Raw genomic sequence first — 20,415 nt, 5'->3', positions numbered from 1 at the left:
GGGGGAGATCGGATGTCGCATTGGCTTTCGCCAATCTCCAACGCCGAAAGACAGGCGAAACGGCAAGGCTGCCAATCTCCCCCCAAGTGGGGGAGATGCCCGGCAGGGCAGAGGGGGGCGCTGTCCCGCCGACGACTCTGGTTTTTGCTTCGCTGCAACACTCGAAACCGAAGCCCGGAGCGATTTGTCGGGAAATGATTCCGGCAGGGCTGGACAGGACCGGTATCGGCGGCTATATGCCCGCCAACGCCGGTTTTACCGGTCGAGTGGGTGCGTAGCTCAGTTGGTAGAGCAGCTGACTCTTAATCAGCGGGTCCACAGTTCAATCCTGTGCGCACCCACCAAATTTCTAGAAAAGTTGGTGGAAGACCTTGGAATGCCGGACGCGTTGACGCGCCTCGACATGCCTCAATTATGGGGCAGGTTTGCCTTAAATCCGGCGGCCGGTAAGCCGGTGCGCTATTTGGCGAAGGAGGGAAGGCCGCGCTGGATTAAGAAAGGCCCGGAAGCCGAAGCCGCCATCAATTAAAGCCAGTTTGAAACCACGGACTGGTGTCATACCCTAAGCGCGGATTATAATGATCCAGGAAGTTTTCGGCCCTATTTGACGGTCGCGCAACCACGGTGCCTGTCGATTTGCAATCCGGTTTCGCGGTCGGCTTGCTGCCAGCCTTCTTATGAGCTGTAGAACACGAGGTTGTAGCCTGAGCGGTGGCCACCTTTTTCTTCTCTTTCGCAACAGCTGCTCCGGTAGCGGCCAATACTATTGCTACGCCAAAGACAACGAGTTTCATTGAAAACGCCCTCACCCTGCACAATCCGTAATGATTGCGCCTGGTCACCGTTACGTCAATCACATTTTGTCGGCAACGGCGGCGAATAGTGCCAGTAAAAAGAGCCCACCACAGAAGCAGCGGGCCAACCCCCAGGTGGGGAATCTTTCAGCGGCCGTGCTGTTCGAGCCACCAGCCCGGAATGCCAGTGATCGGCCCGACGATGGTCAGTGAAGGTTCGGGCCGGCGCCCTCCCGTCAAATCGCTCTAGCTACTTCTCCGAAACGCCAGCCTCGGCAAAGCTCGCCATCCTTACATGGCATTCCAGTGCCGAGCGGACGATGTTGACGGCGAGGCAGGCGCCGGAGCCTTCGCCGAGCCGCATGCCGAGGTCGAGCAGCGGCGGCAGGCCGAGCGCTTCGAGCAGGCGGCGGTGGCCGGATTCGGCTGAGACATGGGCGGCGATGGTGTGGGCGAGGCCTGAGGGGTGCAGTCGCGCCAGGGGTGCTGCGGCGGCCGTGCAGACGAAACCGTCGAGCAGCACCGGCACATTGTTGTGGCGGGCGGCGAGCGTGGCGCCGAAGATGGCGGCGAGTTCGCGACCGCCAAGGGCGGCGGCGATCTTCAGCGGGTCGGACAGCGCGTCGGCATGGCGCTTGAGGCCGGATTCAATGGCGGTGACCTTGCGCTTCAGCCCGGCATCGTCGACGCCGGTGCCGCGCCCGGTCCATTTTTCAGCGCCGCCGCCGAACAGGGCGGTCGAGATGGCGGCCGCCGGTGTGGTGTTGCCGATGCCCATCTCGCCGAAACAGACGAGGTCGAGGTCTTTCGTCACCGCGTCATAGCCAGCCGAGACGGCGGCGAGAAATGTCTTTTCATTCATCGCCGGCACGGCAGTGAAATCGCCGGTCGGATGATCGAGATCGAGCGGGATGACGTCGAGTTCCGCGCCGGCGATGCGGGCCAGCTGGTTGATGGCGGCGCGGCCGCCGGCGAAATTCGCCACCATCTGCACGGTCACTTCCGACGGGAAGGCCGACACGCCCTGCGCGGTGACGCCGTGATTGCCGGCGAACACGAAGACTTTGACGCGATCGAGTTTCGGCATGTCGCGGCCCTGCCAGCGTGCCAGCCAGGCGGCGAGGGTTTCCAGCCGGCCCAGGCTGCCTTGCGGCTTCGTCAGCGTGTCCTGGCGGCGGGCGACTGCATTGGCGGCGGTATCGCTGCCGGCAGGCAGATCGAAACAGGCGGCGCGCAGTTCATCGAATGATTTGAAGGGCATGGGGAAGGAATCTCCGGGGAAGAATCAGGACAGGGAAATGGAAGCGACGAGCAGGACCGTGATCTCGCCCAACTGCTGCAGGGCGCCGATCGTGTCACCGGTGTGGCCGCCAATCTGGTTGAGGCAGAGCGCGCGCAAGGCGCTGAACACGAGAGCGAGCAGGATCAGTGCGGCAAAGGCGCCGCCGAGCCCCAGAGTCAGAAGCGGGATGGCCCCGAGCACGGCGCCGAGAACAGTTGTCTGGGTCGAGACGGTCCCGGCGCCGGCAGACAGGCCGTCACTGCGCGCCGCCGGCGCCAAATGCATGAACGCGCCGAGCAGGCCGCGCGATGCGGCGTGGGCGGCGATCAGCGCGAAGAGCACGCCTGTCGGATTGGCCAGTTGCGACAGCGCGCTCCAGCGGATGAGCATCGACAGGCCAAGAGCTGCTGCGCCATAGGCGCCGATGCGGCTGTCGCGCATGATCTCCAGTTTTTTATCGCGTGTCTTGCCGCCGCCAAAGCCATCTGCGACATCCGACAGCCCATCCTCATGCAGGCAGCCGGTGGCGAGCAGGGTTGCTGCAAGCGCAAGTGCGGCCGCCGGCCCAGCGGCGAGACCGAGCTTTACCCCGATGGCGTAGACGACGGCGCCGACCAAAGCGACCGCGAGGCCGGCGGCAGGCGCCGCCCAGATCGCATCGGCCAGGCTGCGGCCACGAAAGTCGAAGACCGGCAGCGGCAGCCGGGTGAAGAAGACGAGGCAAAGCGCGACGTCGTCGAGCGCTTGCCGGGGTGAGGGCACGGCGGTCATGCACCCCTCGCAATGGCGTGGAAGAAGGTGCCGCTGACAAGGCCGCGGCGATAGCCGGAGGCGCCGAGCGGATTGCCCTGGCCATCGGCTAGGTCGGCCAGCGGCTCGTCATTGCCGGTGGCGATCATCTGCGCATAGTGGAATTCATGGCCGCGGATCAGCGCGCCTTGCGGCCCCAGCGGACAGGCGGCGCGCAGGCGTGCCTCGCGGTAGCCGAGGTTCATCTTGCGCTTGGCAAAGCTGGTGGAATGGCCGAGCAGGCCAAGCATGGCGTGCGTCTCGCCGGCCGCGTCCTCCAGCGCTTCGCCCAGCACCATGAAGCCACCGCACTCACCATGGATCGGCTTGGTCTCGGCAAACCAGGCCATGCCAGCTCGAAAATTGGTTGCCGCGGCGAGGCTGCCGGCGTGAAGCTCGGGATAGCCGCCGGGCAGCCAGCAGACATCGCAATTCTGCGCCGGTGCTTCGTCGGCGAGCGGCGAGAACGGCACGATCTCGGCGCCGGCCTGACGCCAGTGGCCGGCGACGTGCGGATAGAGGAAGGTGAAAGCGGCGTCTTCGGCGAGCGCGATTCGTTGGCCGGGCGGCTGCAAGGCATGTTCGAAACTGCCTGATGCCGGCGAAAACGGCGCGGCCAGCGCCATGATGGCGTCAAGGTCGAGGGATTTCTCGACCATGTCGGCGAGGCGGTCGAGATGCGTCATCAGGTCGGCATATTCGCCGGCCTGGACGAGGCCGAGATGGCGCTCCGGCAAATTGAGCGTGGGATCGCGCAGGATGGCACCGACGACCGGCAGGCCGAGCGTTTCGATCGCCTCGCTGCACAGCTTGCGGTGGCGCTCGCTGCCGAGACGGTTGAGCACGATTCCGGCCATGCGCACATCCGAGTCGTAGGTGGCAAAACCCTTGGCGACGGCGGCCGCCGTCGTCGACTGTCCCGAGACGTCGAGCACCAAAAGCACCGGCAGGTGGTAGAGCCGCGCCAGATCGGCGGCCGAGCCGGTGCGGCCTTGTCCGGCCGGGATGCCGTCGAACAGGCCCATGGCGCTTTCGAGGAAGATAAAATCGGCGTCCTCGGTGGCATTGCCGGCCAACGCGTTGAGCAGGTCAGGCGACATCGCCCAGCTGTCCAGGTTGACGCCGGACAGGCCAGTGGCGGCGGTATGAAAACCCGGATCGATATAGTCGGGGCCGGACTTGGCGCCGCGCACCTTGATGCCGCGCCGGGCGAGCGCGCGCAAAATGCCGATGGTGACGCTGGTCTTGCCGGAGCCGGAACGCGGCGCGCCGATGATGATGGCGCGGGTCATGCATTACCCGCCAGTGCTGCGCGCATGGCGACGATGCCGCCGACGACAATGAGGGCCGGCGAGGCCAATTCCGCCGCGGCGGCCGCTTCGGAAATGGTGGCGAGTGTCGCGACGACGGTCCGCTCCTGCGGTGTCGTCGCCGAAACGATGACAGCCGCCGGCGTCGACGGCGCCAGCCCGCCTTCGAGCAGCGACGCGGCGATAACAGGCAGATTGGCCATGCCCATATAGATGACCACCGGCTGGCCGGTGCGGGCGATCGCGCCCCAGTCGAGATCGTCATCTGTGCCGGCGGCATGACCTGTCGCCAGGATGATCGCCTTGTTGATGCCGCGCATGGTTGCGGGAATGCCGGTGGCGGCCAGCGCGCTCAGCCCCGATGTCAGGCCGGGCAGGACGCGGAACGGGATTTTTTCGCGCGCCAGCGCCAGCGCCTCTTCGCCGCCACGGCCGAAAATATAGGGATCGCCACCCTTCAGCCTGATGACGCGGCGGCCATCGCGCGCCAGCCGCACCAGCAGAGCGGTGATGTCGTCCTGCTTCATCGACGGCTTGCCGCCGCGTTTTCCTGCAAAGAACAGCTGGGCATTGTCCGCAACGGCGACAACGTCAGAGGAGACCAGCGCGTCATAGACCACGGCGTCGGCCTCGGCCAATGCCGCCAGCACTTCCAGCGTCAGGCAGCCGGGATCGCCGGGGCCGGCGCCGGCCAGCCAGACATGGCCCGGCTCAAGCCGGCGCGGCTTGAAGTTCAGCCGGGCAAGGGCCTGTTCGAGCGTGGTGTTTTCGCTTTTACCGCTCACAATCCGTCCCGTCTCCGGAAACGCCGCTGATAGTGGGCGTCGTACAATGAACTCTCGCCAAAACCTTCCGCTGCCAGCGAGCGGCCGACGAAGATGATCGCCGTGCGCTCCATCGGGTCGGCGGCGAGCAGCGCCTCGATGGTCGCTAGCGTGCCGGTCAGCACGCGCTCGTCCGGCCATGAAGCGCGAAAGACGATCGCCACCGGGCAATCGCCGCCATAATGCGGCGACAATTCGGCGACGACTCGGTCGATGGCGTGGATGGCGAGATGAATGGCCAGTGTGGCGCCGGTGCGGCCGAAGCCGGCCAGCGTTTCGCCCGGCGGCATTTTCGAGGCGCGGCCGGAGACGCGGGTCAGCACCAGGCTTTGCGCCACCTCGGGAATGGTCAGTTCGCGGCGAAGGGCTGCGGCTGCGGCGGCGAAAGAGGGAACGCCCGGCGTCAGCGTGTAAGGAATGCCGTGTTTTTCCAGCCGGCGGATCTGCTCGGCCACGGCGCTCCACACCGAGAGGTCGCCGGAATGCAGGCGGGCGACATCGTGGCCGGCCTGGTGGGCTGTCACATATTCGACCTCGATTTCGTCGAGTGACATCGGCGCCGTATCGATCAGTTTGGTCCCCGGTGCGCAGTGTTGCAGCAATTCCGGCGCGACGATCGAGCCGGCATGCAGACAGACCGGGCAGCTTGCCAGCAGCTTGGCGCCGCGCAGTGTCATGAGGTCGGCGGCACCGGGACCGGCGCCGATGAAATGCACGGTCATGGCGCGTCTCCGCTGATGGCGATGGCGCAGGTGACCGGGCCGAGCACGGTGCGTGGACCAAGCAGCTTTGCACCGGGGCCGGCAACGGCAAGGGCGGAGGCTTCTGAGACTGAGGGTGTGCCGGCGAGATCCTGCGAGAGATCGGATTTGCTGAGTGCCTCCGACGAGACGGCCTGAAGTGCTGCGTCATCAACGATGATGACGGGAAGGTTGAGCGTGCGGCCAGCGGCAGAGATCGCTTCTTCGTCTTTCTTGAGCGCGGCGGTGGCCAAGGCCGACAGCGCGGTTATCGCCAGCCCGTGCGCTTCGAGGGCGGTTTCGATCGCCGCGAGCACGTCTTCGACGCTCACGCCCTTCCGGCTGCCGATGCCCGCCACCATCATGGCTTCACCCAGCTCCACTGGGTGACCGGCATGGCCGGGCGCCAGGCCTGCATCGAACCGACAGGAGAAGCGCGGGAAATGGTGATGCGGGTAAGGTCGCCGCCGCGCTTGATGTGCTCCGCGAGAAGCAGCGCCTCCATCTCCAGCGTCACCGCATTAGCAACGAGACGGCCACGGGATGGCAGCAACTTGATGGCGGCGTTCAGTAAGCCGACGTCGCTGCCACCTCCGCCGATGAAGATCGCATCCGGCGTGTCCAGCCCGGCCAGTGCCTTGGGCGCCGACCCTTCCACCACGACAAGACCGGGCACGCCGCAATGCGCGGCGTTGCGGACGATGCGGGCGGCGCGGTCGCTGTTGGCCTCGATGGCGATGGCGCGCATCGAGGGGTGAGCGAGCATCCATTCGATGCCGATGGAGCCGGAACCGGCGCCGATGTCCCACAGCAATTCGCCACGCCTCGGCGCCAGCGCCGCAAGCGTCATGGCGCGGATGTCGTGCTTGGTGATCTGGCCGTCATGCTCGAACAGATGGTCGGCGCGGCCAACGCTCAGCGGCAGGATGCGGGCCTCTTGTGTCGATTCAAGCTCAAGCGCCAGCACGTTGAGCGGATTGATGTCTCTGACGTCGAAAGCGTCGGCACGTGCCGAGCGAAGCTTCTCGTTCGGTCCGCCCAGCGCTTCCAAAACCGTCAGCCGCGAAGCGCCGAAATCGAGTTCGACGAGCAGACCCGCGATTGCTGTGGGTGCATCGCCGTCCGATGTCAGCGCCAGGATGCGCGCCCTGGGCTGCAGCAGCGGCCGGATCAGGTCGAGCGGCCTTCCATGCAGCGAGATCGTCTCGATGTCCTGCAACGCCCAGCCGAGCCGTGCGGCGGCCAGCGAAATCGCTGACGGCGCGGGGATAACATGCATTTGCCCAGGCTTCACCTTGCGGGCAAGCGTAGCGCCGACACCATGGAAGAACGGATCGCCGGAGGCGAGCACGCAGACCTGCCGGCCGGCCAGCGCCAGCACGTCTGCCATGCCGGCATCGAAGGGCACCGGCCATGGGCGCTGCTCACCCTTGATGAGCGAAGCCACCAGCGCCAGATGCCGCTTGCCGCCGAAGACGGTCTCGGCGTCAGCGATCTGCCGCTTGGCCTCGTCGCCGAGACTCGCTAAACCGTCCTCGCCGATGCCGACGATTGTAAGCCATTTTGGCGTGGGCTGTTTTTTTGACATGTCGCGCCGCCCCTCATCCGCCTGAGGCGTTCGTCGTTCGAAAAGTCAAGCAATTGACTTTTCGTCTGCCAGCCAGACCACTCCTCACCTCCCTGTGTAGTGACGGGGAGGAGGGAGACGCTCCGGCGCTGACGCCTCCCTCTCCCCGTTCTTCACGGGGAGAGGGTAGGGGTGAGGGGCAGCGCCGACGCTGTTCAACATGGTGCTCATGAAGAAGATTCTGATCCTTGGCGGCACGACAGAAGCGCGCCAATTGGCCGAAAAACTGGTGGAAGATTTCCGTGTCACCCTGTCGCTGGCCGGCCGCACCGAAAGCCCGGTCGCGCAAGGCGTGCCGGTGCGCAGCGGCGGATTTGGCGGCGCCGACGGGCTGGCCGCCTATCTCAGGGAGGCGGGCATCGACCTGCTGATCGACGCCACACATCCCTATGCGGCGCAGATATCCGCCAATGCGGCGCAAGCCTCGCGCCTGACCGGTGTGCCGATCCTGGCGCTGCGCCGTCCCGGCTGGAAGCCTGTCGACGGCGACCGCTGGACGCAGGTCGATACGACAGGCGATGCGGTGCACGCGCTTGGATCGACGCCGCGCCGCGCCTTCCTGGCGCTCGGCCGGCAAGAGGTCGCGGCTTTCGAGGCGGCGCCGCAGCATCACTACCTCATCCGCAGCGTCGATCCGGTCGAGCCGAAACTGGCGGTGCCGGATGCGGCCTACCTGCTGGCGCGTGGGCCGTTTCGCGAGGCGGATGAACGCGCACTGCTCGAGGAGCACCGCATCGATGTTGTCGTGTCCAAGAACAGCGGCGGCGAGGCCACCTACGGCAAGATCGCGGCGGCGCGGGCGCTCGGTATCGAGGTGGTGATGGTGCGCAGGCCCATCCTGCCGGAGGTGCCGTCGGCCGAAACTGTCGAAGCATTGGCCGCGATGATCGATCATGGTCTCGACCCCGTCGCGGAACGCGGTGTGTAGACCAGCGCCGGTTTGTCACCGCGCTTGATGATCCTTGTCTCCGGCGAGCCGATGATGATGCAGGTCGCCATGTCGGCCCTTTCCGCCTCGACATCGGCCAACAGAAAAACCTCGATGCGCTCGTCCGGGCGGCCGGCGGCGCGGCCGAAGATGACCGGCGTGGTGCCGGGCAGGATGGCGCGCAGGCATTCGAAGGCGCGGCCGAGCTGCCAAGGGCGCGCCTTGCTGATCGGGTTATAGAGCGCGATGACGAAGCCGGCGCCGGCCGCCGCCAAAAGGCGCAGCTCGATCAGATCCCACGGTTTGAGATTGTCGGACAGCGAGATGGCGCAGAAATCATGGCCGAGTGGCGCGCCGATGCGGGCGGCAACCGCCAACATGGCGGTGACGCCGGGCACGACAGTGACATCGACGGTTCGCCATTCGGCCGGGCCGGCCTCGATCGCCTCACAGACCGCGGCCGCCATGGCAAAGACGCCGGGATCGCCGCCGGAAACGACGGCGACGTCATGGCCCTCGGCAGCCCTGACCAGCGCGTCCTTGGAGCGGGCGAGTTCCTCGCGATTGTCCGAGGCGACGCGGGTTTGGTCGGTGCGAAGATCAAGCCGGTCGAGATAAGGTTTGTAGCCATAGAAGAATTTTGCCTGCGCCACGGCCCGGCTCGCCTCCGGCGTCACCTGATCGGCATTGCCTGGCCCAAGGCCGATGACGGTGAGCCGGCCGCTCATGGCTTGGCTTCCATAACGCCAGGCCGGCCGGACCAGCCGGCGACCAGCACGATGGCGAAATAAGGCGCCTTGTCGTCCGGCTTGTCGGCAAGCTTCATCGAGATGCTACCGGCCATGGTGCCGCGCTCGACATAAACGGCGCGGGCGAGCTTGCCGGTGGCCTCCAGCGCCCGCCTGATCTTGGGCAGATTGCGGCCGACCTTCATGATGACGGCGGCGTCGGTGTCGGCGAGACGGCGCGTCAGCTCGAACTCGCTCATCGTGCCGGGCAAAACCGTCAGGACATCGTCGCCCTGGACGATCGGCACGCCGGTCTGCGACCAGCAGCCCGACATGGCGGTGACGCCGGGGATGACTTCGGTCGGGAAGCGATGGGCGAGGCGGACATGCAGGTGCATGTAGGAGCCGTAGAACAGCGGGTCGCCTTCGGAGAGCACGGCGACCATGCGGCCGGCTTCGAGGTGTTCGGCGACCTTCTCGGCCGACTCCTCGTAGAAATCGGTGATCTGCGAACGGTAGTCGTCGTGATCCTTGTCGATCTCGGTGGTGACGGGGTAGAGCAGCGGCAGTTCCAGCATATCCGGCCGGAAGCGCGCCTCGACGATGGCGCGCGCATTGCTGTTGTTGCCGCGCTTGGCGAAGTAGGCGACGACATCGGCCTCGGCCAGAACGCGCGCGGCCTTCAGCGTCAGCAGCTCGGGGTCGCCAGGCCCCGTGCCGACGCCGACAAGACGGCCTTTTGCCAGATCTTCTTTGACGGCCGCGTTCACAGGCCGGGCCTCGCCAGCGAATTGAGCGCGGCTGCGGTCATGGCGCTGCCGCCAAGCCTGCCGCGCACGATGGCGTAGGGCACTCCATAGGAGTTTTCGGCCAGCGCATCCTTGGATTCGGCGGCACCGACGAAGCCGACCGGCATGCCGATGATGGCTGCCGGCTTCGGCGCGCCGTCGCGCAATTTTTCCAGGAGATAGAACAGTGCCGTCGGCGCATTGCCGATGGCGACCACCGAACCGGCCATACGCTCGCCCCACAGATCGATTGCCGCGGCCGAGCGGGTGTTGCCGATCTCCTTGGCGATGTCGTGCGTGCGCGGGTCGCGCAAGGTGCAGATCACCTCGTTGCCGGCCGGCAACCGGGCGCGGGTGACGCCATGCGAGACCATTTCGGCGTCGCAGAAGATCGGTGCGCCGGCCGTCAAGGCGCTGCGGGCGGCGGCGACGAAATCGCTGGAGAAAACAAAATGACTTGATGCTTCGACCTGGCCGCAGGCATGGATCATGCGGATGGCAACGTCGGCCTCGGCCTCGGAAAAGCGGGACAAATCGGCCTCGGCGCGGATGATGGCAAAAGAGCGCTCATAGATGGCGTTGCCGTCATGGATGTAATCGTAGGCGGCCATGCTTATTCCTGTCGGTAGCTTTCGGCGATTGCCGCCGGCCCGAGCCTTGTCAGGCAAGCGGCGGCGGTTTCGCCCTGAAATCGTGCGCTGCGGACCATCGCCGCGACGCTGCTGACGCCGCGTGCGGCGTCATAGCCCGGCCTGTAGCCCGCAGGAAGGGCCTTTGCCGTCGCGTTCACGACAAGTCCGGCTCCGTTTTCGCCGCCGACGATTGTTAGCGCGGCAGAGCCGGGGTGAGCGCAGCCCTTGGCGCAGCCGGAAATGTGCAGTGTGAAGTCGAGGATATCAGCGTTTTCGGCGGCGATTGTCTCGGCGATGTCGCGCGTGGCGATTTGGCCGGATGCGCAGGCAGGAGTGCCGGGGCAGGCGGCGATGCGGGTGCGCGGGTCGGCGGCGGCGGTGACGAAGCCGAGCGCGGTGGCGGTGGTTTGGAGGAGGGGGTTCGCGGCTGGTGGTTGGCCGAGGAACAGCAAGGCGCGGCCGGGGGCGAGGCGGATTTCGGCGGTGCCGAGGTTCGACGCTCGGCTGGCAAGGTCGATAAGGTTTTGCGCTGGCATGCTGCCGAAGGGCAGGCCGATGCCGAGGGCGTGGCCGGTGTTCAAGTCGAAGAGGCCAATCGGCGAGCGAGAGCGCTCTACGGCGCCCCCCTCTGTCCTGCCGGACATCTCCCCCACTTGGGGGGAGATTGTGCTGTCGCCGCCGGTTTCGCCAGTTTTCAACGTCGAAGGCGAAGAGCTGACAGCGAAGCTGCTGATCTCCCCCCTTGTGGGGGAGATGTCCGGCAGGACAGAGGGGGGCGCGAAGGAATGCCAACCTGCGAGAGACGCTAGCTGCCTCTCCGACAAATCCCTCGCATGTGCCTCCCGGCCTTTCTCCGCGGTCATCCTGAGGGCAGCAACCGCAATATCGCGCGCTGCATCCTCATCGGCCGTCGCAAGCGGCCTCGCGCTTTGGCCATCGCCGGCAACAGACAAAGCCCACATAACGTTGCCGCCCTCCCGCACCGCCTTCAGCCTGACATCGGCCGTCACCCCATCCATCGTCAGCTGCCCACCACCATCGACAACCACCGACACCTTCGGTCCGAGCCTTGGCGTCAGCCCAGCTTCCTCGACCGCAGCCCTGATCCGCTCAGCCAAAGCTCGCGGATCGGCAATCTCCCGCGGATCGATGCCGGCCAGCGGCCCGGTCTCGACCGGCACGCCGGTACGCACTGCAATCCCCAGTGCATCGACCTCCGCCGCCAACAGCACGGCACTTTCCGCCGTCAGGCCGCGTATCTGCAGGCTGCCCCGTGCGGTCACTTCCATGATGCCGTTGCCGCGCTTCAAGGCGGATTCGCAGAGTCCGATCAGCGACTTGGGGGAAAGCCCTCCAGCAACCGGGTTGAGCCGCACCAGCAGGCCATCGCCGGTCTGCATCGGCGCCGAGAGAGCCGGACAGGCGCCGCGGCGCGAGAAGGCGTTCATGCCGCGACCCCGAGCGCCTCGGCCTCGGCGATCAACGCCGCGAGATCGTCGTCGACCGAGTTGCGCAAGGGATGCCAGAGACCGCGCCGGCGCGCCGACAGGAAGCGCTCGGCGATGACTTTGGCAGCGGCCGGATTTTCACGCAGGATGAAGGCGCGGACATCGGGATCGCCGACATAGGCGTCATGCACGGCCTCGATCAACGCGCCCGAAATGGCGTGCGTGGTTTCGGCAAAGCCGATGAGGCGGTCGACGGTTTCGGCAAACTCGGAAGCGCCGCGCGGACCATGCCGCATCTGGCCGGCTATAAAGCGCGCATTGACGGCTCGCGCCCGCACAACCCGCGACACCGCCTCGCCGACCGAGCGCGGCTTCGGCTTTTGCGGGTCGGTGGTGTCGAGCACGATGACGTCGGCATTTCGGCCCAATGCCGCAAGGGCGGCCGAAAAGCCGCCGATGAAGGCGACGTCGGCGGAGCCCTCGAGAATGTCGCGGCCGGGATCGTCGCCGGTGTGGACCAGCAGATCGGCCTCGGCGACGCGGGTCTCGAAAGCGCCGGGGGAGGCGATGCCTTCGCCCTCTGCGCCGCCATAAGCATGTGATGTCGCATCGAGATAGGCGCGGCCGATTTCTTCGCGCCCGACCCAGTCGCCGCTGGACAGCAGGTCCTCGACGCCGGCGCCGTAGGTGCCGGGCGAGGTGCCGAAGATGCGCGGGCCGATCTTGCCATCGGCACGGGTTCTGGCGGCGAGCGGGTTTTCCGAATCGTCCTCGTCGGACGCGGCAACGGCGTTGGCGGCGGCGTCGATCAGCGCGATCTGGGTCGGGAACATGTCGCGGAACAGACCCGAAATCCGCCAGGTGACATCGATGCGCGGGCGACCGAGCGTGGCCGGCGGCAGCACTTCGATGCCGGTGATGCGGCCGGTGGCCGAATCCCATTGCGGCCGGCAGCCCATCAGCGCCAGGCCTTGCGCGATCTCCTCGCCGCCGGTGCGCAGCGAGGCCGAGCCCCAGAGGTCGATGACCAGCGAGCGCGGCCAGTCGCCATGCGACTGCATATAGCCGCGCACGACTTCTTCTGCCGCCGCCTTTCCCAGATCGTAGGCGGTCGGCGTCGGCATGGTGCGCGGGTCGGAGGTGAACAGGTTGCGGCCGGTGGGCAGCACGTCGGAGCGGCCACGCGCCGGTGCGCCCGCCGGACCCGCCTTGATGTGACGGCCGTCGAGCGCCGCCAGCAGCGCGGCCTTCTCGGCTTCGGCGCTTTGCCGGCGCATGGCGTCGGGCTCGTCGTCGGGAGCGCGGCCATAGATGTGCAGGCCGTCCTTGATGGCGAAATCCTTGAGGTCGCAGAGCCAGGCGTCGATGCGGCGCAGCGCCTCGTCGGGCGCGTCGGTTTTGGCGACGCCGGCTTCGGAGGCGAGGCCGGTCTTTTGCGCGGTGTCGACGATCAGCTTGGCCAGACGATCGCGCCGGCGGCGGTCGAGGCCGTCGGCCTGGGCGTATTCGTCGACGAGGCGCTCGAGCTTGTGCTGCTCTTCATCAAGGCCAGCAGCTGCCAGTGGTGGCGGCAGATGGCCAAGCGTGACGGCTGCTATGCGCCGCTTCGCCTGCGCCGCTTCGCCGGGATTGGAGACGATGAAGGGGTAGATGACGGGCAACGAGCCGGTGACGATCTCGGGGAAGCAGTTTTGTGAGAGCGCAACCGTCTTGCCGGGCAGCCATTCCAGCGTGCCATGGGCGCCGACATGGATGAGAGCATGGATGCGGAGCGATTTGCGCAGCCACAGGCCGAAGGCCAGCAGATCGTGGCGCGGCGGCAGCGTCGGGTCGTGGTAATCGGCGCGCCGGTCGGCCGAGCGGCCACGGTCGGGGGCGAGAGCGACAGTGATGTTGCCGAAGGTGGCGGCGCGGAAGGGGAAGCCGCTCTTACCCTCCCCCTTGTGGGGAGGGTGGCCCGCAGGGCCGGGTGGGGGTGGTGCACCGCTACCCCCACCCCGTTTCGCGCCATCCGCTTCGCGAATGTCGCGAACCAACCCTCCCCACAAGGGGGAGGGTGAAGGAGCGCCCCATGCCGCCTCGACTGCAGCCAGTGCCTCAGCCGGCAAATCCTTTGAGAAGTCCAGATACTCATCCAGCCCCAGCCCACCATCGCTCCGCTCCAACGCGTCCAGCAGCGCACGCGGCGTTTCTGGAATCCCGTCAACGCGATAGCCCTGCTCCTTCAGGTCATGCAGCATGGCCAACACGCTGGACGGCACATCCAGGCCCACGGCATAGCCAGTGCGGCCGGGCGCACTCGGATAATCCGGAATGAGGATCGCCAACTTACGCGTCGCGCGGGGCGTCTGCTGCAACCGTGTGAACGCCGCTAGCCTGTCCGCCACTTGCGCCACGCGATCCGGTTCCGGCCGGTTGGCGAAGGCGCGGTGGCCGAGCGCCGGGTCGGTCTCGCTCTCGCCCTTGAAGGAAATTGCGCCGGCGAGGATGCGGCCGTCGAGTTCGGGCAGCACGACATGCATGGCGAGGTCGGCGGGCGCCAGGCCGCGCTGGTTGTTGTCCCAGACGTCGCGGCGGGTGGTGGCGACGATGACCTGGAAGACAGGCACGCCGGCGCGGTCGAAGAGCGTTTCGACGCCCGGTTCGGCGCCGGAAGCGAAGGCGGTTGCGGTGATGATGGCGGTGGGCTTGAGCGTGGCCAGCGCGGTTCCGACGAAGGCCAGGGAGGTCGGGTCTTTGAGGCTGGAGACGAAGATCGGGATCGGTCTCATGCCGCGCTGGCGGAGTGCATCAAAGAGGGCATCGATTGGCGCGACATCGGCGGCCAGCAGCATCGAGCGGTAGAATAGGATGGGGATGATGGGAAGGTTGATGTTGTCTGCGCCGAGTTCCCGCCCACCCCCCTCTGTCCTGCCGGACATCTCCCCCGCAAGGGGGCAGATTGTGCTCTCATAAATGTTTTCGCCAATCGCAGACCTTGTGGAGATCTCCAAAGGAGCAGGAGAGGAGCCGCCTTTGGTAACGGCTGATCTCCCCCCTTGCGGGGGAGATGTCCGGCAGGACAGAGGGGGGTGTGAAGGAACGCCGACATCGGCAAAATTCAACTTGCCTACGACGCCGCGGCCAGGCTCGTAGTAGCCAGCTTTCGGCACGCTGACCGGCTCAGCCGCCGCCGCATCCTGCCCAGCCAACCCCGCCAGCCGCTGCATCAGCGCTGCCATATTCTCCGGCCCGCCCTCGCGGAAATAGCCCAGCAGGCCGTCCAGCTCCTCGCGCGGCAGCGTCGAGGCTTCGATCAGCCTGAGATCCTCGTCGTGGCTCTCGCCCGGCAGCAGCGCCAGCTTGATGCCACGTTCGCGAGCAGTCACCGCGAGTTGGTCGCAGCCATAGCGCCACCAGTCATACCCGCCGAGGATGCGCACCAAAATCACCTTGGCGTGGCGGGCGACGCTGTCGATCCAGAGGTCCACGGACATGGGATGGCGCAGGTCGCGCAGCGCCGCCAGCCGCATCGACGGCAGGCGGACGGCATCGGCCTTCCAAGCCGCCGCGAGGCCGGCGAGGTCGCTGTCGGTGAAGGACAGCGCCACGATATCCGCCGGCGTCTGCCGGAGATCAACTGGCTCGGCGAGATCGTCGAGCGAGGCGGAGGTCGTGGCGAGTATATGCATCGCGGCTCGTGCCTGAGATCAACCGGCGAGTATACGCTCGATCGCCGGACGGTTCAGCCCCTTCAGGCCAATGACGACGAGACGCGAGCGGCGATCGTCCTCGGCCGTCCAGGCGCGGTCATAGTAATGGTTGACGCGTGGGCCGACGGCCTGCAGCAAAAGCCGCATCGGCTTGCCGCCGACATCGACGAAGCCTTTTACACGCAACACGTTTTCCTGTTCGGCGGCGGTGGCGACGCGCTTGGCCAGGTCGTCGGGATTGGCGATCGAGGGGATGTCGACGATGAAGGTGTCGAAATCGTCATGCTCATGATCGAAAGCGCCGTCGTGATGCGACTTGCGGTTCTCGATGTCGTCTTCGACGGCGAGACCGAGGCCAAGCAGCACCGACGGGTCGACCTTGCCATGCGCAGTCGGCACGATTTTTACCGCGCGAGCGGAATGCTCATTGATGATGGCGTTGGCGCGGGCCGAACCGGCTGAATCCATCAAATCGCTTTTCGACAGGATGATCAGGTCGGCGCAGGCGATCTGGTCCTCGAAGACTTCTTCGACCGGATCGTCGTGGTCGAGCGTTTCGTCCTGAGCGCGCTGTGCCTGCAACGCGTCCATGTCGTTGGCGACGCGGCCTTCGGCCAGCGCCGGGCCGTCGACCACGGCGATGACGCCATCGACGGTCACCCGGCTCTTCACGCTTGGCCACTGGAACGCCTGGACCAGCGGCTTGGGCAGAGCGAGGCCCGAGGTCTCGATCAGGATGTGGTCGACCCTCGGTGTCAGCGCGAGGATCTTGTCGAGGGCGGGCACGAAATCGTCGGCGACTGTACAGCAGATGCAGCCATTGGCCAGTTCGACGATGTTTTCCTCGGGGCAGGTGTCGATGCCGCAGCCTTTCAGGATTTCCCCGTCGATGCCGATGTCGCCGAACTCGTTGACGATGATGGCGATGCGCTTGCCGCCGGCATTTTCCAGGAGATGGCGGACCAGCGTCGTCTTGCCGGCGCCGAGGAAGCCTGTAACGACAGTGCAGGGAACACGGGAGAGGTTGGCGGCCGGGTTTGAAGCGTTCATCGTCAGTCCTTCAGCATGTCGAGGGGTGGGATGCGGGCAACGAGGCCGCGCTTGAGGCTATCGGGCCGGCCGCGCCACGGGATGAGGCCGTCGGCCGAAGTCGCGAAGAGCTTTGCGCCGGTAACGAGGTCGGCGCCGCTGGTTGCGGTCAGATCGCCGAAGACATAGCTCCAGCAGCCGTCACGCAGGATGGCAGCGCTCAGCCGGCGCTTGCAATTGCCGAGACATTCGGCGGTGCGGACGCGGATGTTGTCATCGGCAGCGGCGAGGCGCGTGTCGTCGGCCAGCAGTTCGCCGGCGCGGGGGTGAGCGTCTGAGCCGGTTTCATCGCGGCATGAGGCGCAGACGATGACGGTCACGCCAGCCAACGCGTCGCTATCGGCAGACGAAACATCCGCTGTGCCAGCCGAAAAACTGCTGTTCTGGTCCAAAAACCGTGCTCCTTGCCCGGAAACCCGCCAGGCGATCGGATACTTTGTCTCAGACGGCAGGTCTCCTGGCTCGCGGGTCATCGCCTTGGTTAGCCGCCTTCCCGGTGTTACCCAGTGGCTTTCGGCCTTGGCTCTTCGCTTACAGTTGCGGGGACAGCCGCGGATTTGGGATTTTCGTCCCGTACCGCATTCCCTCTTGGCCCTTGCCGTTGCGGGCAGGGGACCGTCTGGAACGGATTTAGGCTGTTGCGGGGAGTTGTGTCAACGCACGGCTACGACATGGCGATGTCGGCCAAAGGCTTCCCCAAATTGCCGGCCGGCGTCACTTCGACGCGCTCAAGGCCAAGCCAGCCCTGCATCTGCTTCAATTCCTCGAACAACTCTGCAGCTGTCTCCGGCGGCGCGCCGGGTTCGGCGTAGGCGGCGTGGACGCGCAGCACGCCGGCGGGACGGTCGGCCTTGAGGTCGACGCGGGCGACGATCTTGTCGCCGAGCAGGAAAGGCAGCACGTAATAGCCATATTGCCGCTTGTCGGCCGGGGTGTAGATCTCGATGCGGTAGCGGAAATCGAAGAGACGCTCGGTGCGCGCGCGCTCGAAGACCACCGGATCGAAGGGGGCCAGCAAGGCGCGGGCCTCGATCTTTCGCGGCAGGCGGGCGTCCCTATAGAGGTAAGCCGGCTTGTCCCAGCCTTCGACGTTTACCGGCAGCAGTTCGCCCATCTCGACCAGTTCCTCCAGCCGGCCCTTCATGTCGGCCGGCGACAAGCGGAAATAATCGCGCAGGTCACCCGACGTCGCGATGCCGTGGGCGCGGGCGGAAATGCGCAGCAATTCGCGGTGCGCGTCCTCGGCCGCCGGCACCGGCAGGTCGAGGATCGCCTGCGGCAGCACGCGCTCGGGCAGGTCGTAGAAACGCTCGAAGCCACGGCGGTGCGCCGTGGTGATGCGTCCGGCCCAGAAGAGCCATTCGAAGGCGTGCTTGGCGTGGCTCCAGCCCCACCAGCCGCCCGAACCTTTCTGGCCCTCCAGTGCCGAAGCGGCAATCGGGCCGCGCTCGGCGACCGCGCGGTAGATCTCTTCGATATAGGCGGCGTGCTCGCGGCCCCATTTGGCGAGGCCCAGATACATTTCGTCGCCGCTTTCAGCGCGCTGCATGCGCCAGCGCATCAACGGGTAGGTCTCGACCGGCAGGAACGAGGCCTCATGCGCCCAGTACTCGAACACGGTGCGCTTGCGGGTGATTGCGGCATTGTCGAGCAGGGTGAGCGGGTAGGGGCCAAGGCGCGAATAGAGCGGCATATAGTGGGCGCGCACCACGGCGCTGACGGAATCGATCTGCAGCAGGCCGGTGCGCGACAGCACGCGGGCGAGGTGGCGGCGATCGGGCGTGCCGACCGGGCGGGGATCGAGAAATCCTTGCGCGGCGAGCGCGATGCGCCTGGCCGCGGGGAGTGAGATTTTGTCCTTCGTCAAAGTGTCTTGCCTCGAACCATTTTCCCGACTTTAGCCGGCGATTCCGGTCATGCTAGCAGGCAAATGGCGGGAGATGTGTCAGGAGACAAAAGTGGAGTGAAAGATGAAGGAAATCAAACAGGAGGAGATCGGACCAGTTTTTCCCGGCCTGCCGTCCAGCACTGTCTTTTGAACAAGGTTTGACTTGCTTCGCTGAAAGCCGTGCGCTAACCCTCGCCGCGTTGCAGCAAAGGCACCTAACACGGTTCAGCGGTTAAACTGTCGCGCTTCCGCATTAGGGTTGGTTGCTGTAATCAAAGTGGATTGGCCGCCAACGGAAAGCCGAGCATGAACGTACTCCTCAGTTCATACCTGCCCATCGTCCTCTTCATCGCCGTGGCTGCGGTTGTAGGCCTGGCGCTTATCATCGCGCCGTTCCTGGTGGCTTATCGCAATCCCGATCCGGAGAAGCTTTCCGCCTACGAGTGCGGGTTCAACTCGTTCGACGATGCCCGGATGAAATTCGACATCCGCTTCTACCTGGTGTCGATCCTGTTCATCATCTTCGATCTGGAAGTGGCCTTCCTGTTTCCGTGGGCGGTGTCGTTCTCGAAGATCGGCATGCTCGGTTTCTGGTCGATGATGGTGTTTTTGGCGGTGCTGACCATCGGCTTTGCCTATGAGTGGAAAAAAGGAGCGCTGGAATGGGATTGAACGACAGTTCCGGAACGCTCGTCGCGCCGAAGCCCAAAGGCCTGATCGACCCCAATACCGGACGTCCGGTCGGTTCCGACGATCCGTTCTTCCTCGAGATCAACAATGAACTGGCCGACAAGGGTTTTCTGGTCACCTCGACCGAGGCGCTGATCACCTGGGCACGCAGCGGCTCGCTGATGTTCATGACCTTCGGTCTCGCCTGCTGTGCCGTCGAGATGATCCACACCTCGATGCCGCGCTATGATTCTGAAAGGTTTGGCGTGGCTCCTCGCGCGTCGCCGCGCCAGTCCGACATCATGATCGTGGCGGGAACGCTGACCAACAAGATGGCCCCGGCTTTGCGCAAGGTCTACGACCAGATGCCGGAGCCGCGCTACGTCATCTCGATGGGCTCCTGCGCCAATGGCGGCGGCTATTATCACTATTCCTATTCGGTGGTGCGCGGCTGCGACCGCATCGTGCCGGTCGACATCTATGTGCCCGGCTGCCCGCCAAGCGCCGAAGCGCTGCTCTACGGCATTCTTCTCCTGCAGAAGAAGATCCGCCGCACCGGCACGATCGAACGGTAGACCCATGGCCGCATCCCTGAGCGAACTGTCGACCTATTTCGGCGAAAAGCTGCCGGGCCGCGTCACCGATGCAGTGCTTGCCTATGGCGAACTGACGATCTCGGTTGCTACAGACAATCTGATCGAGGTGACAAGCTTCCTGCGTGACGATTCGAGCTGCCAGTTCATTTCGATCATCGATATCTGCGGCGCCGACTACCCGTCGCGCGTCAAGCGTTTCGATGTCGTCTATCATCTGCTGTCGCCGAAGCAGAATTTGCGCATCCGCATCAAGGTGCAGGCCGACGAAGAGACGCTGGTGCCGTCGCTCACCGCTGTCTATCCCGGCGCCGACTGGTATGAGCGCGAAGCCTACGATCTCTATGGCGTGCTGTTCTCCGGCCATCCGGACCTGCGCCGCATCCTCACGGATTACGGTTTCGAGGGCCATCCCCTGCGCAAGGACTTCCCGCTGACAGGTTTCGTCGAGGTGCGCTACGACGACGAAGCCAAGCGCGTGATCTACGAGCCGGTGGAATTGAAGCAGGAATTCAGGAACTTCGATTTTCTCTCGCCATGGGAAGGGACGGACTACGTCCTGCCGGGCGATGAGAAGGCGAAACAGTGAGGGGC

General features: G+C 65.6%; 21 protein-coding genes, 1 tRNA gene and 1 riboswitch. Of the genes, 6 read left to right on the top strand and 16 right to left on the bottom strand.

The genetic code is table 11. The features are described from left to right. Positions 1 to 268 precede the first annotated feature (268 nt). Positions 269 to 344, top strand: a tRNA-Lys gene (locus tag NKI46_RS11145). A gap of 32 nt (positions 345 to 376) precedes the next feature. Beyond that, entirely contained in the window at positions 377 to 529 is a 153-nt protein-coding gene (locus NKI46_RS11140) for a hypothetical protein (protein WP_352746196.1), read from the top strand. Here the strand turns inward: NKI46_RS11140 and NKI46_RS11135 are convergent. The 8 genes from NKI46_RS11135 to cbiE form a co-directional block, all read right to left on the bottom strand. After that, positions 522 to 794 (bottom strand): hypothetical protein, encoded by a 273-nt coding sequence (locus NKI46_RS11135; protein WP_155922523.1) that lies wholly within the window; start codon positions 792 to 794, stop codon positions 522 to 524. The two genes, NKI46_RS11140 and NKI46_RS11135, sit on opposite strands and share 8 nt — an antisense overlap. Before the next feature lie 250 nt (positions 795 to 1,044). Beyond that, positions 1,045 to 2,055 (bottom strand): nicotinate-nucleotide--dimethylbenzimidazole phosphoribosyltransferase, encoded by a 1,011-nt coding sequence (gene cobT / locus NKI46_RS11130; protein WP_352746193.1) that lies wholly within the window; start codon positions 2,053 to 2,055, stop codon positions 1,045 to 1,047. 24 nt (positions 2,056 to 2,079) lie between these two features. Beyond that, positions 2,080 to 2,847 (bottom strand): adenosylcobinamide-GDP ribazoletransferase, encoded by a 768-nt coding sequence (gene cobS / locus NKI46_RS11125; RefSeq protein ID WP_031242630.1) that lies wholly within the window; start codon positions 2,845 to 2,847, stop codon positions 2,080 to 2,082. Continuing rightward, positions 2,844 to 4,157, bottom strand: coding sequence for a cobyrinic acid a,c-diamide synthase CobB (locus tag NKI46_RS11120; RefSeq protein WP_023746871.1), 1,314 nt, complete (start codon positions 4,155 to 4,157; stop codon positions 2,844 to 2,846). Before NKI46_RS11120 ends, cobS begins: the two co-directional genes overlap by 4 nt. After that, complete coding sequence (gene cobA, locus NKI46_RS11115) at positions 4,154 to 4,960, bottom strand: uroporphyrinogen-III C-methyltransferase (RefSeq protein WP_023746870.1); 807 nt, start codon at positions 4,958 to 4,960, stop codon at positions 4,154 to 4,156. The genes NKI46_RS11120 and cobA overlap by 4 nt, the downstream gene beginning before the upstream one ends. After that, positions 4,957 to 5,721 (bottom strand): precorrin-4 C(11)-methyltransferase, encoded by a 765-nt coding sequence (cobM, locus tag NKI46_RS11110; protein WP_352746188.1) that lies wholly within the window; start codon positions 5,719 to 5,721, stop codon positions 4,957 to 4,959. The genes cobA and cobM overlap by 4 nt, the downstream gene beginning before the upstream one ends. Beyond that, positions 5,718 to 6,104, bottom strand: a complete 387-nt coding sequence (locus tag NKI46_RS11105; RefSeq protein ID WP_023690940.1) for a cobalamin biosynthesis protein — start codon at positions 6,102 to 6,104, stop codon at positions 5,718 to 5,720. The genes cobM and NKI46_RS11105 overlap by 4 nt, the downstream gene beginning before the upstream one ends. Continuing rightward, positions 6,101 to 7,327: a precorrin-6y C5,15-methyltransferase (decarboxylating) subunit CbiE gene (gene cbiE / locus NKI46_RS11100; protein ID WP_352746186.1), complete on the bottom strand. Its 1,227-nt coding sequence runs from the start codon at positions 7,325 to 7,327 to the stop codon at positions 6,101 to 6,103. The genes NKI46_RS11105 and cbiE overlap by 4 nt, the downstream gene beginning before the upstream one ends. A 208-nt stretch (positions 7,328 to 7,535) precedes the next feature. Here cbiE and NKI46_RS11095 point away from each other — a divergent pair, with 208 nt between their 5' ends. After that, positions 7,536 to 8,294 (top strand): cobalt-precorrin-6A reductase, encoded by a 759-nt coding sequence (locus tag NKI46_RS11095; protein WP_352746183.1) that lies wholly within the window; start codon positions 7,536 to 7,538, stop codon positions 8,292 to 8,294. Here NKI46_RS11095 and NKI46_RS11090 read toward each other — a convergent pair. The 8 genes from NKI46_RS11090 to NKI46_RS11055 form a co-directional block, all read right to left on the bottom strand. Then, a complete protein-coding gene (locus tag NKI46_RS11090) occupies positions 8,258 to 9,022 on the bottom strand; it encodes a precorrin-3B C(17)-methyltransferase (RefSeq protein ID WP_023830494.1) in 765 nt (254 codons plus the stop codon). The two genes, NKI46_RS11095 and NKI46_RS11090, sit on opposite strands and share 37 nt — an antisense overlap. Further along, a complete protein-coding gene (locus tag NKI46_RS11085; protein WP_031194705.1) occupies positions 9,019 to 9,792 on the bottom strand; it encodes a precorrin-2 C(20)-methyltransferase in 774 nt (257 codons plus the stop codon). The genes NKI46_RS11090 and NKI46_RS11085 overlap by 4 nt, the downstream gene beginning before the upstream one ends. After that, on the bottom strand, positions 9,789 to 10,421 hold the full coding sequence (locus NKI46_RS11080; protein ID WP_352746179.1) for a precorrin-8X methylmutase: 633 nt from the start codon (positions 10,419 to 10,421) through the stop codon (positions 9,789 to 9,791). Before NKI46_RS11080 ends, NKI46_RS11085 begins: the two co-directional genes overlap by 4 nt. A gap of 2 nt (positions 10,422 to 10,423) precedes the next feature. Then, the gene (gene cobG, locus NKI46_RS11075) at positions 10,424 to 11,890 is read right to left on the bottom strand and encodes a precorrin-3B synthase (RefSeq protein WP_352746177.1); all 1,467 of its coding nucleotides are present in this window, start codon (positions 11,888 to 11,890) and stop codon (positions 10,424 to 10,426) included. Next, entirely contained in the window at positions 11,887 to 15,561 is a 3,675-nt protein-coding gene (gene cobN / locus NKI46_RS11070) for a cobaltochelatase subunit CobN (protein ID WP_352746174.1), read from the bottom strand. The genes cobG and cobN overlap by 4 nt, the downstream gene beginning before the upstream one ends. An 18-nt stretch (positions 15,562 to 15,579) precedes the next feature. After that, positions 15,580 to 16,632, bottom strand: coding sequence for a cobalamin biosynthesis protein CobW (cobW, locus tag NKI46_RS11065; RefSeq protein ID WP_023823115.1), 1,053 nt, complete (start codon positions 16,630 to 16,632; stop codon positions 15,580 to 15,582). 2 nt (positions 16,633 to 16,634) lie between these two features. Continuing rightward, positions 16,635 to 17,063 (bottom strand): DUF1636 family protein, encoded by a 429-nt coding sequence (locus tag NKI46_RS11060; RefSeq protein ID WP_352746171.1) that lies wholly within the window; start codon positions 17,061 to 17,063, stop codon positions 16,635 to 16,637. Positions 17,064 to 17,101: 38 nt separating this feature from the next. Beyond that, positions 17,102 to 17,306: riboswitch (cobalamin riboswitch) on the bottom strand. 29 nt (positions 17,307 to 17,335) lie between these two features. Next, positions 17,336 to 18,538, bottom strand: coding sequence for a winged helix-turn-helix domain-containing protein (locus NKI46_RS11055; RefSeq protein ID WP_352746169.1), 1,203 nt, complete (start codon positions 18,536 to 18,538; stop codon positions 17,336 to 17,338). A 327-nt stretch (positions 18,539 to 18,865) separates the two neighbouring features. On the opposite strand from NKI46_RS11055, the gene NKI46_RS11050 reads away from it, so the two are divergent. The 3 genes from NKI46_RS11050 to NKI46_RS11040 are packed head-to-tail and all read left to right on the top strand — an operon-like array spanning position 18,866 to position 20,410. Beyond that, on the top strand, positions 18,866 to 19,231 hold the full coding sequence (locus NKI46_RS11050; RefSeq protein WP_023670825.1) for an NADH-quinone oxidoreductase subunit A: 366 nt from the start codon (positions 18,866 to 18,868) through the stop codon (positions 19,229 to 19,231). Beyond that, complete coding sequence (locus NKI46_RS11045; RefSeq protein WP_023670824.1) at positions 19,222 to 19,803, top strand: NuoB/complex I 20 kDa subunit family protein; 582 nt, start codon at positions 19,222 to 19,224, stop codon at positions 19,801 to 19,803. Before NKI46_RS11050 ends, NKI46_RS11045 begins: the two co-directional genes overlap by 10 nt. Positions 19,804 to 19,807: 4 nt before the next feature. Continuing rightward, a complete protein-coding gene (locus NKI46_RS11040; RefSeq protein WP_352746166.1) occupies positions 19,808 to 20,410 on the top strand; it encodes an NADH-quinone oxidoreductase subunit C in 603 nt (200 codons plus the stop codon). Positions 20,411 to 20,415 lie beyond the last annotated feature (5 nt).

Source organism: Mesorhizobium sp. M0615, from assembly GCF_040320805.1.
Lineage (GTDB): Bacteria > Pseudomonadota > Alphaproteobacteria > Rhizobiales > Rhizobiaceae > Mesorhizobium.
Note: the sequence above shows the minus strand (reverse complement) of the source record. Positions and strands in the feature narration are given on the sequence as shown.

Bases quoted from the DNA above. Each gene is read 5' to 3' on its own strand.
- NKI46_RS11140 (WP_352746196.1), top strand. From the start codon at position 377: ATGCCGGACGCGTTGACGCGCCTCGACATGCCTCAATTATGGGGCAGG.
- NKI46_RS11135 (WP_155922523.1), bottom strand. From the start codon at position 794: ATGAAACTCGTTGTCTTTGGCGTAGCAATAGTATTGGCCGCTACCGGA.
- cobT (WP_352746193.1), bottom strand. From the start codon at position 2,055: ATGCCCTTCAAATCATTCGATGAACTGCGCGCCGCCTGTTTCGATCTG.
- cobS (WP_031242630.1), bottom strand. From the start codon at position 2,847: ATGACCGCCGTGCCCTCACCCCGGCAAGCGCTCGACGACGTCGCGCTT.
- NKI46_RS11120 (WP_023746871.1), bottom strand. From the start codon at position 4,157: ATGACCCGCGCCATCATCATCGGCGCGCCGCGTTCCGGCTCCGGCAAG.
- cobM (WP_352746188.1), bottom strand. From the start codon at position 5,721: ATGACCGTGCATTTCATCGGCGCCGGTCCCGGTGCCGCCGACCTCATG.
- NKI46_RS11105 (WP_023690940.1), bottom strand. From the start codon at position 6,104: ATGATGGTGGCGGGCATCGGCAGCCGGAAGGGCGTGAGCGTCGAAGAC.
- cbiE (WP_352746186.1), bottom strand. From the start codon at position 7,327: ATGTCAAAAAAACAGCCCACGCCAAAATGGCTTACAATCGTCGGCATC.
- NKI46_RS11095 (WP_352746183.1), top strand. From the start codon at position 7,536: ATGAAGAAGATTCTGATCCTTGGCGGCACGACAGAAGCGCGCCAATTG.
- NKI46_RS11090 (WP_023830494.1), bottom strand. From the start codon at position 9,022: ATGAGCGGCCGGCTCACCGTCATCGGCCTTGGGCCAGGCAATGCCGAT.
- NKI46_RS11080 (WP_352746179.1), bottom strand. From the start codon at position 10,421: ATGGCCGCCTACGATTACATCCATGACGGCAACGCCATCTATGAGCGC.
- cobG (WP_352746177.1), bottom strand. From the start codon at position 11,890: ATGAACGCCTTCTCGCGCCGCGGCGCCTGTCCGGCTCTCTCGGCGCCG.
- cobN (WP_352746174.1), bottom strand. From the start codon at position 15,561: ATGCATATACTCGCCACGACCTCCGCCTCGCTCGACGATCTCGCCGAG.
- cobW (WP_023823115.1), bottom strand. From the start codon at position 16,632: ATGAACGCTTCAAACCCGGCCGCCAACCTCTCCCGTGTTCCCTGCACT.
- NKI46_RS11050 (WP_023670825.1), top strand. From the start codon at position 18,866: ATGAACGTACTCCTCAGTTCATACCTGCCCATCGTCCTCTTCATCGCC.
- NKI46_RS11045 (WP_023670824.1), top strand. From the start codon at position 19,222: ATGGGATTGAACGACAGTTCCGGAACGCTCGTCGCGCCGAAGCCCAAA.
- NKI46_RS11040 (WP_352746166.1), top strand. From the start codon at position 19,808: ATGGCCGCATCCCTGAGCGAACTGTCGACCTATTTCGGCGAAAAGCTG.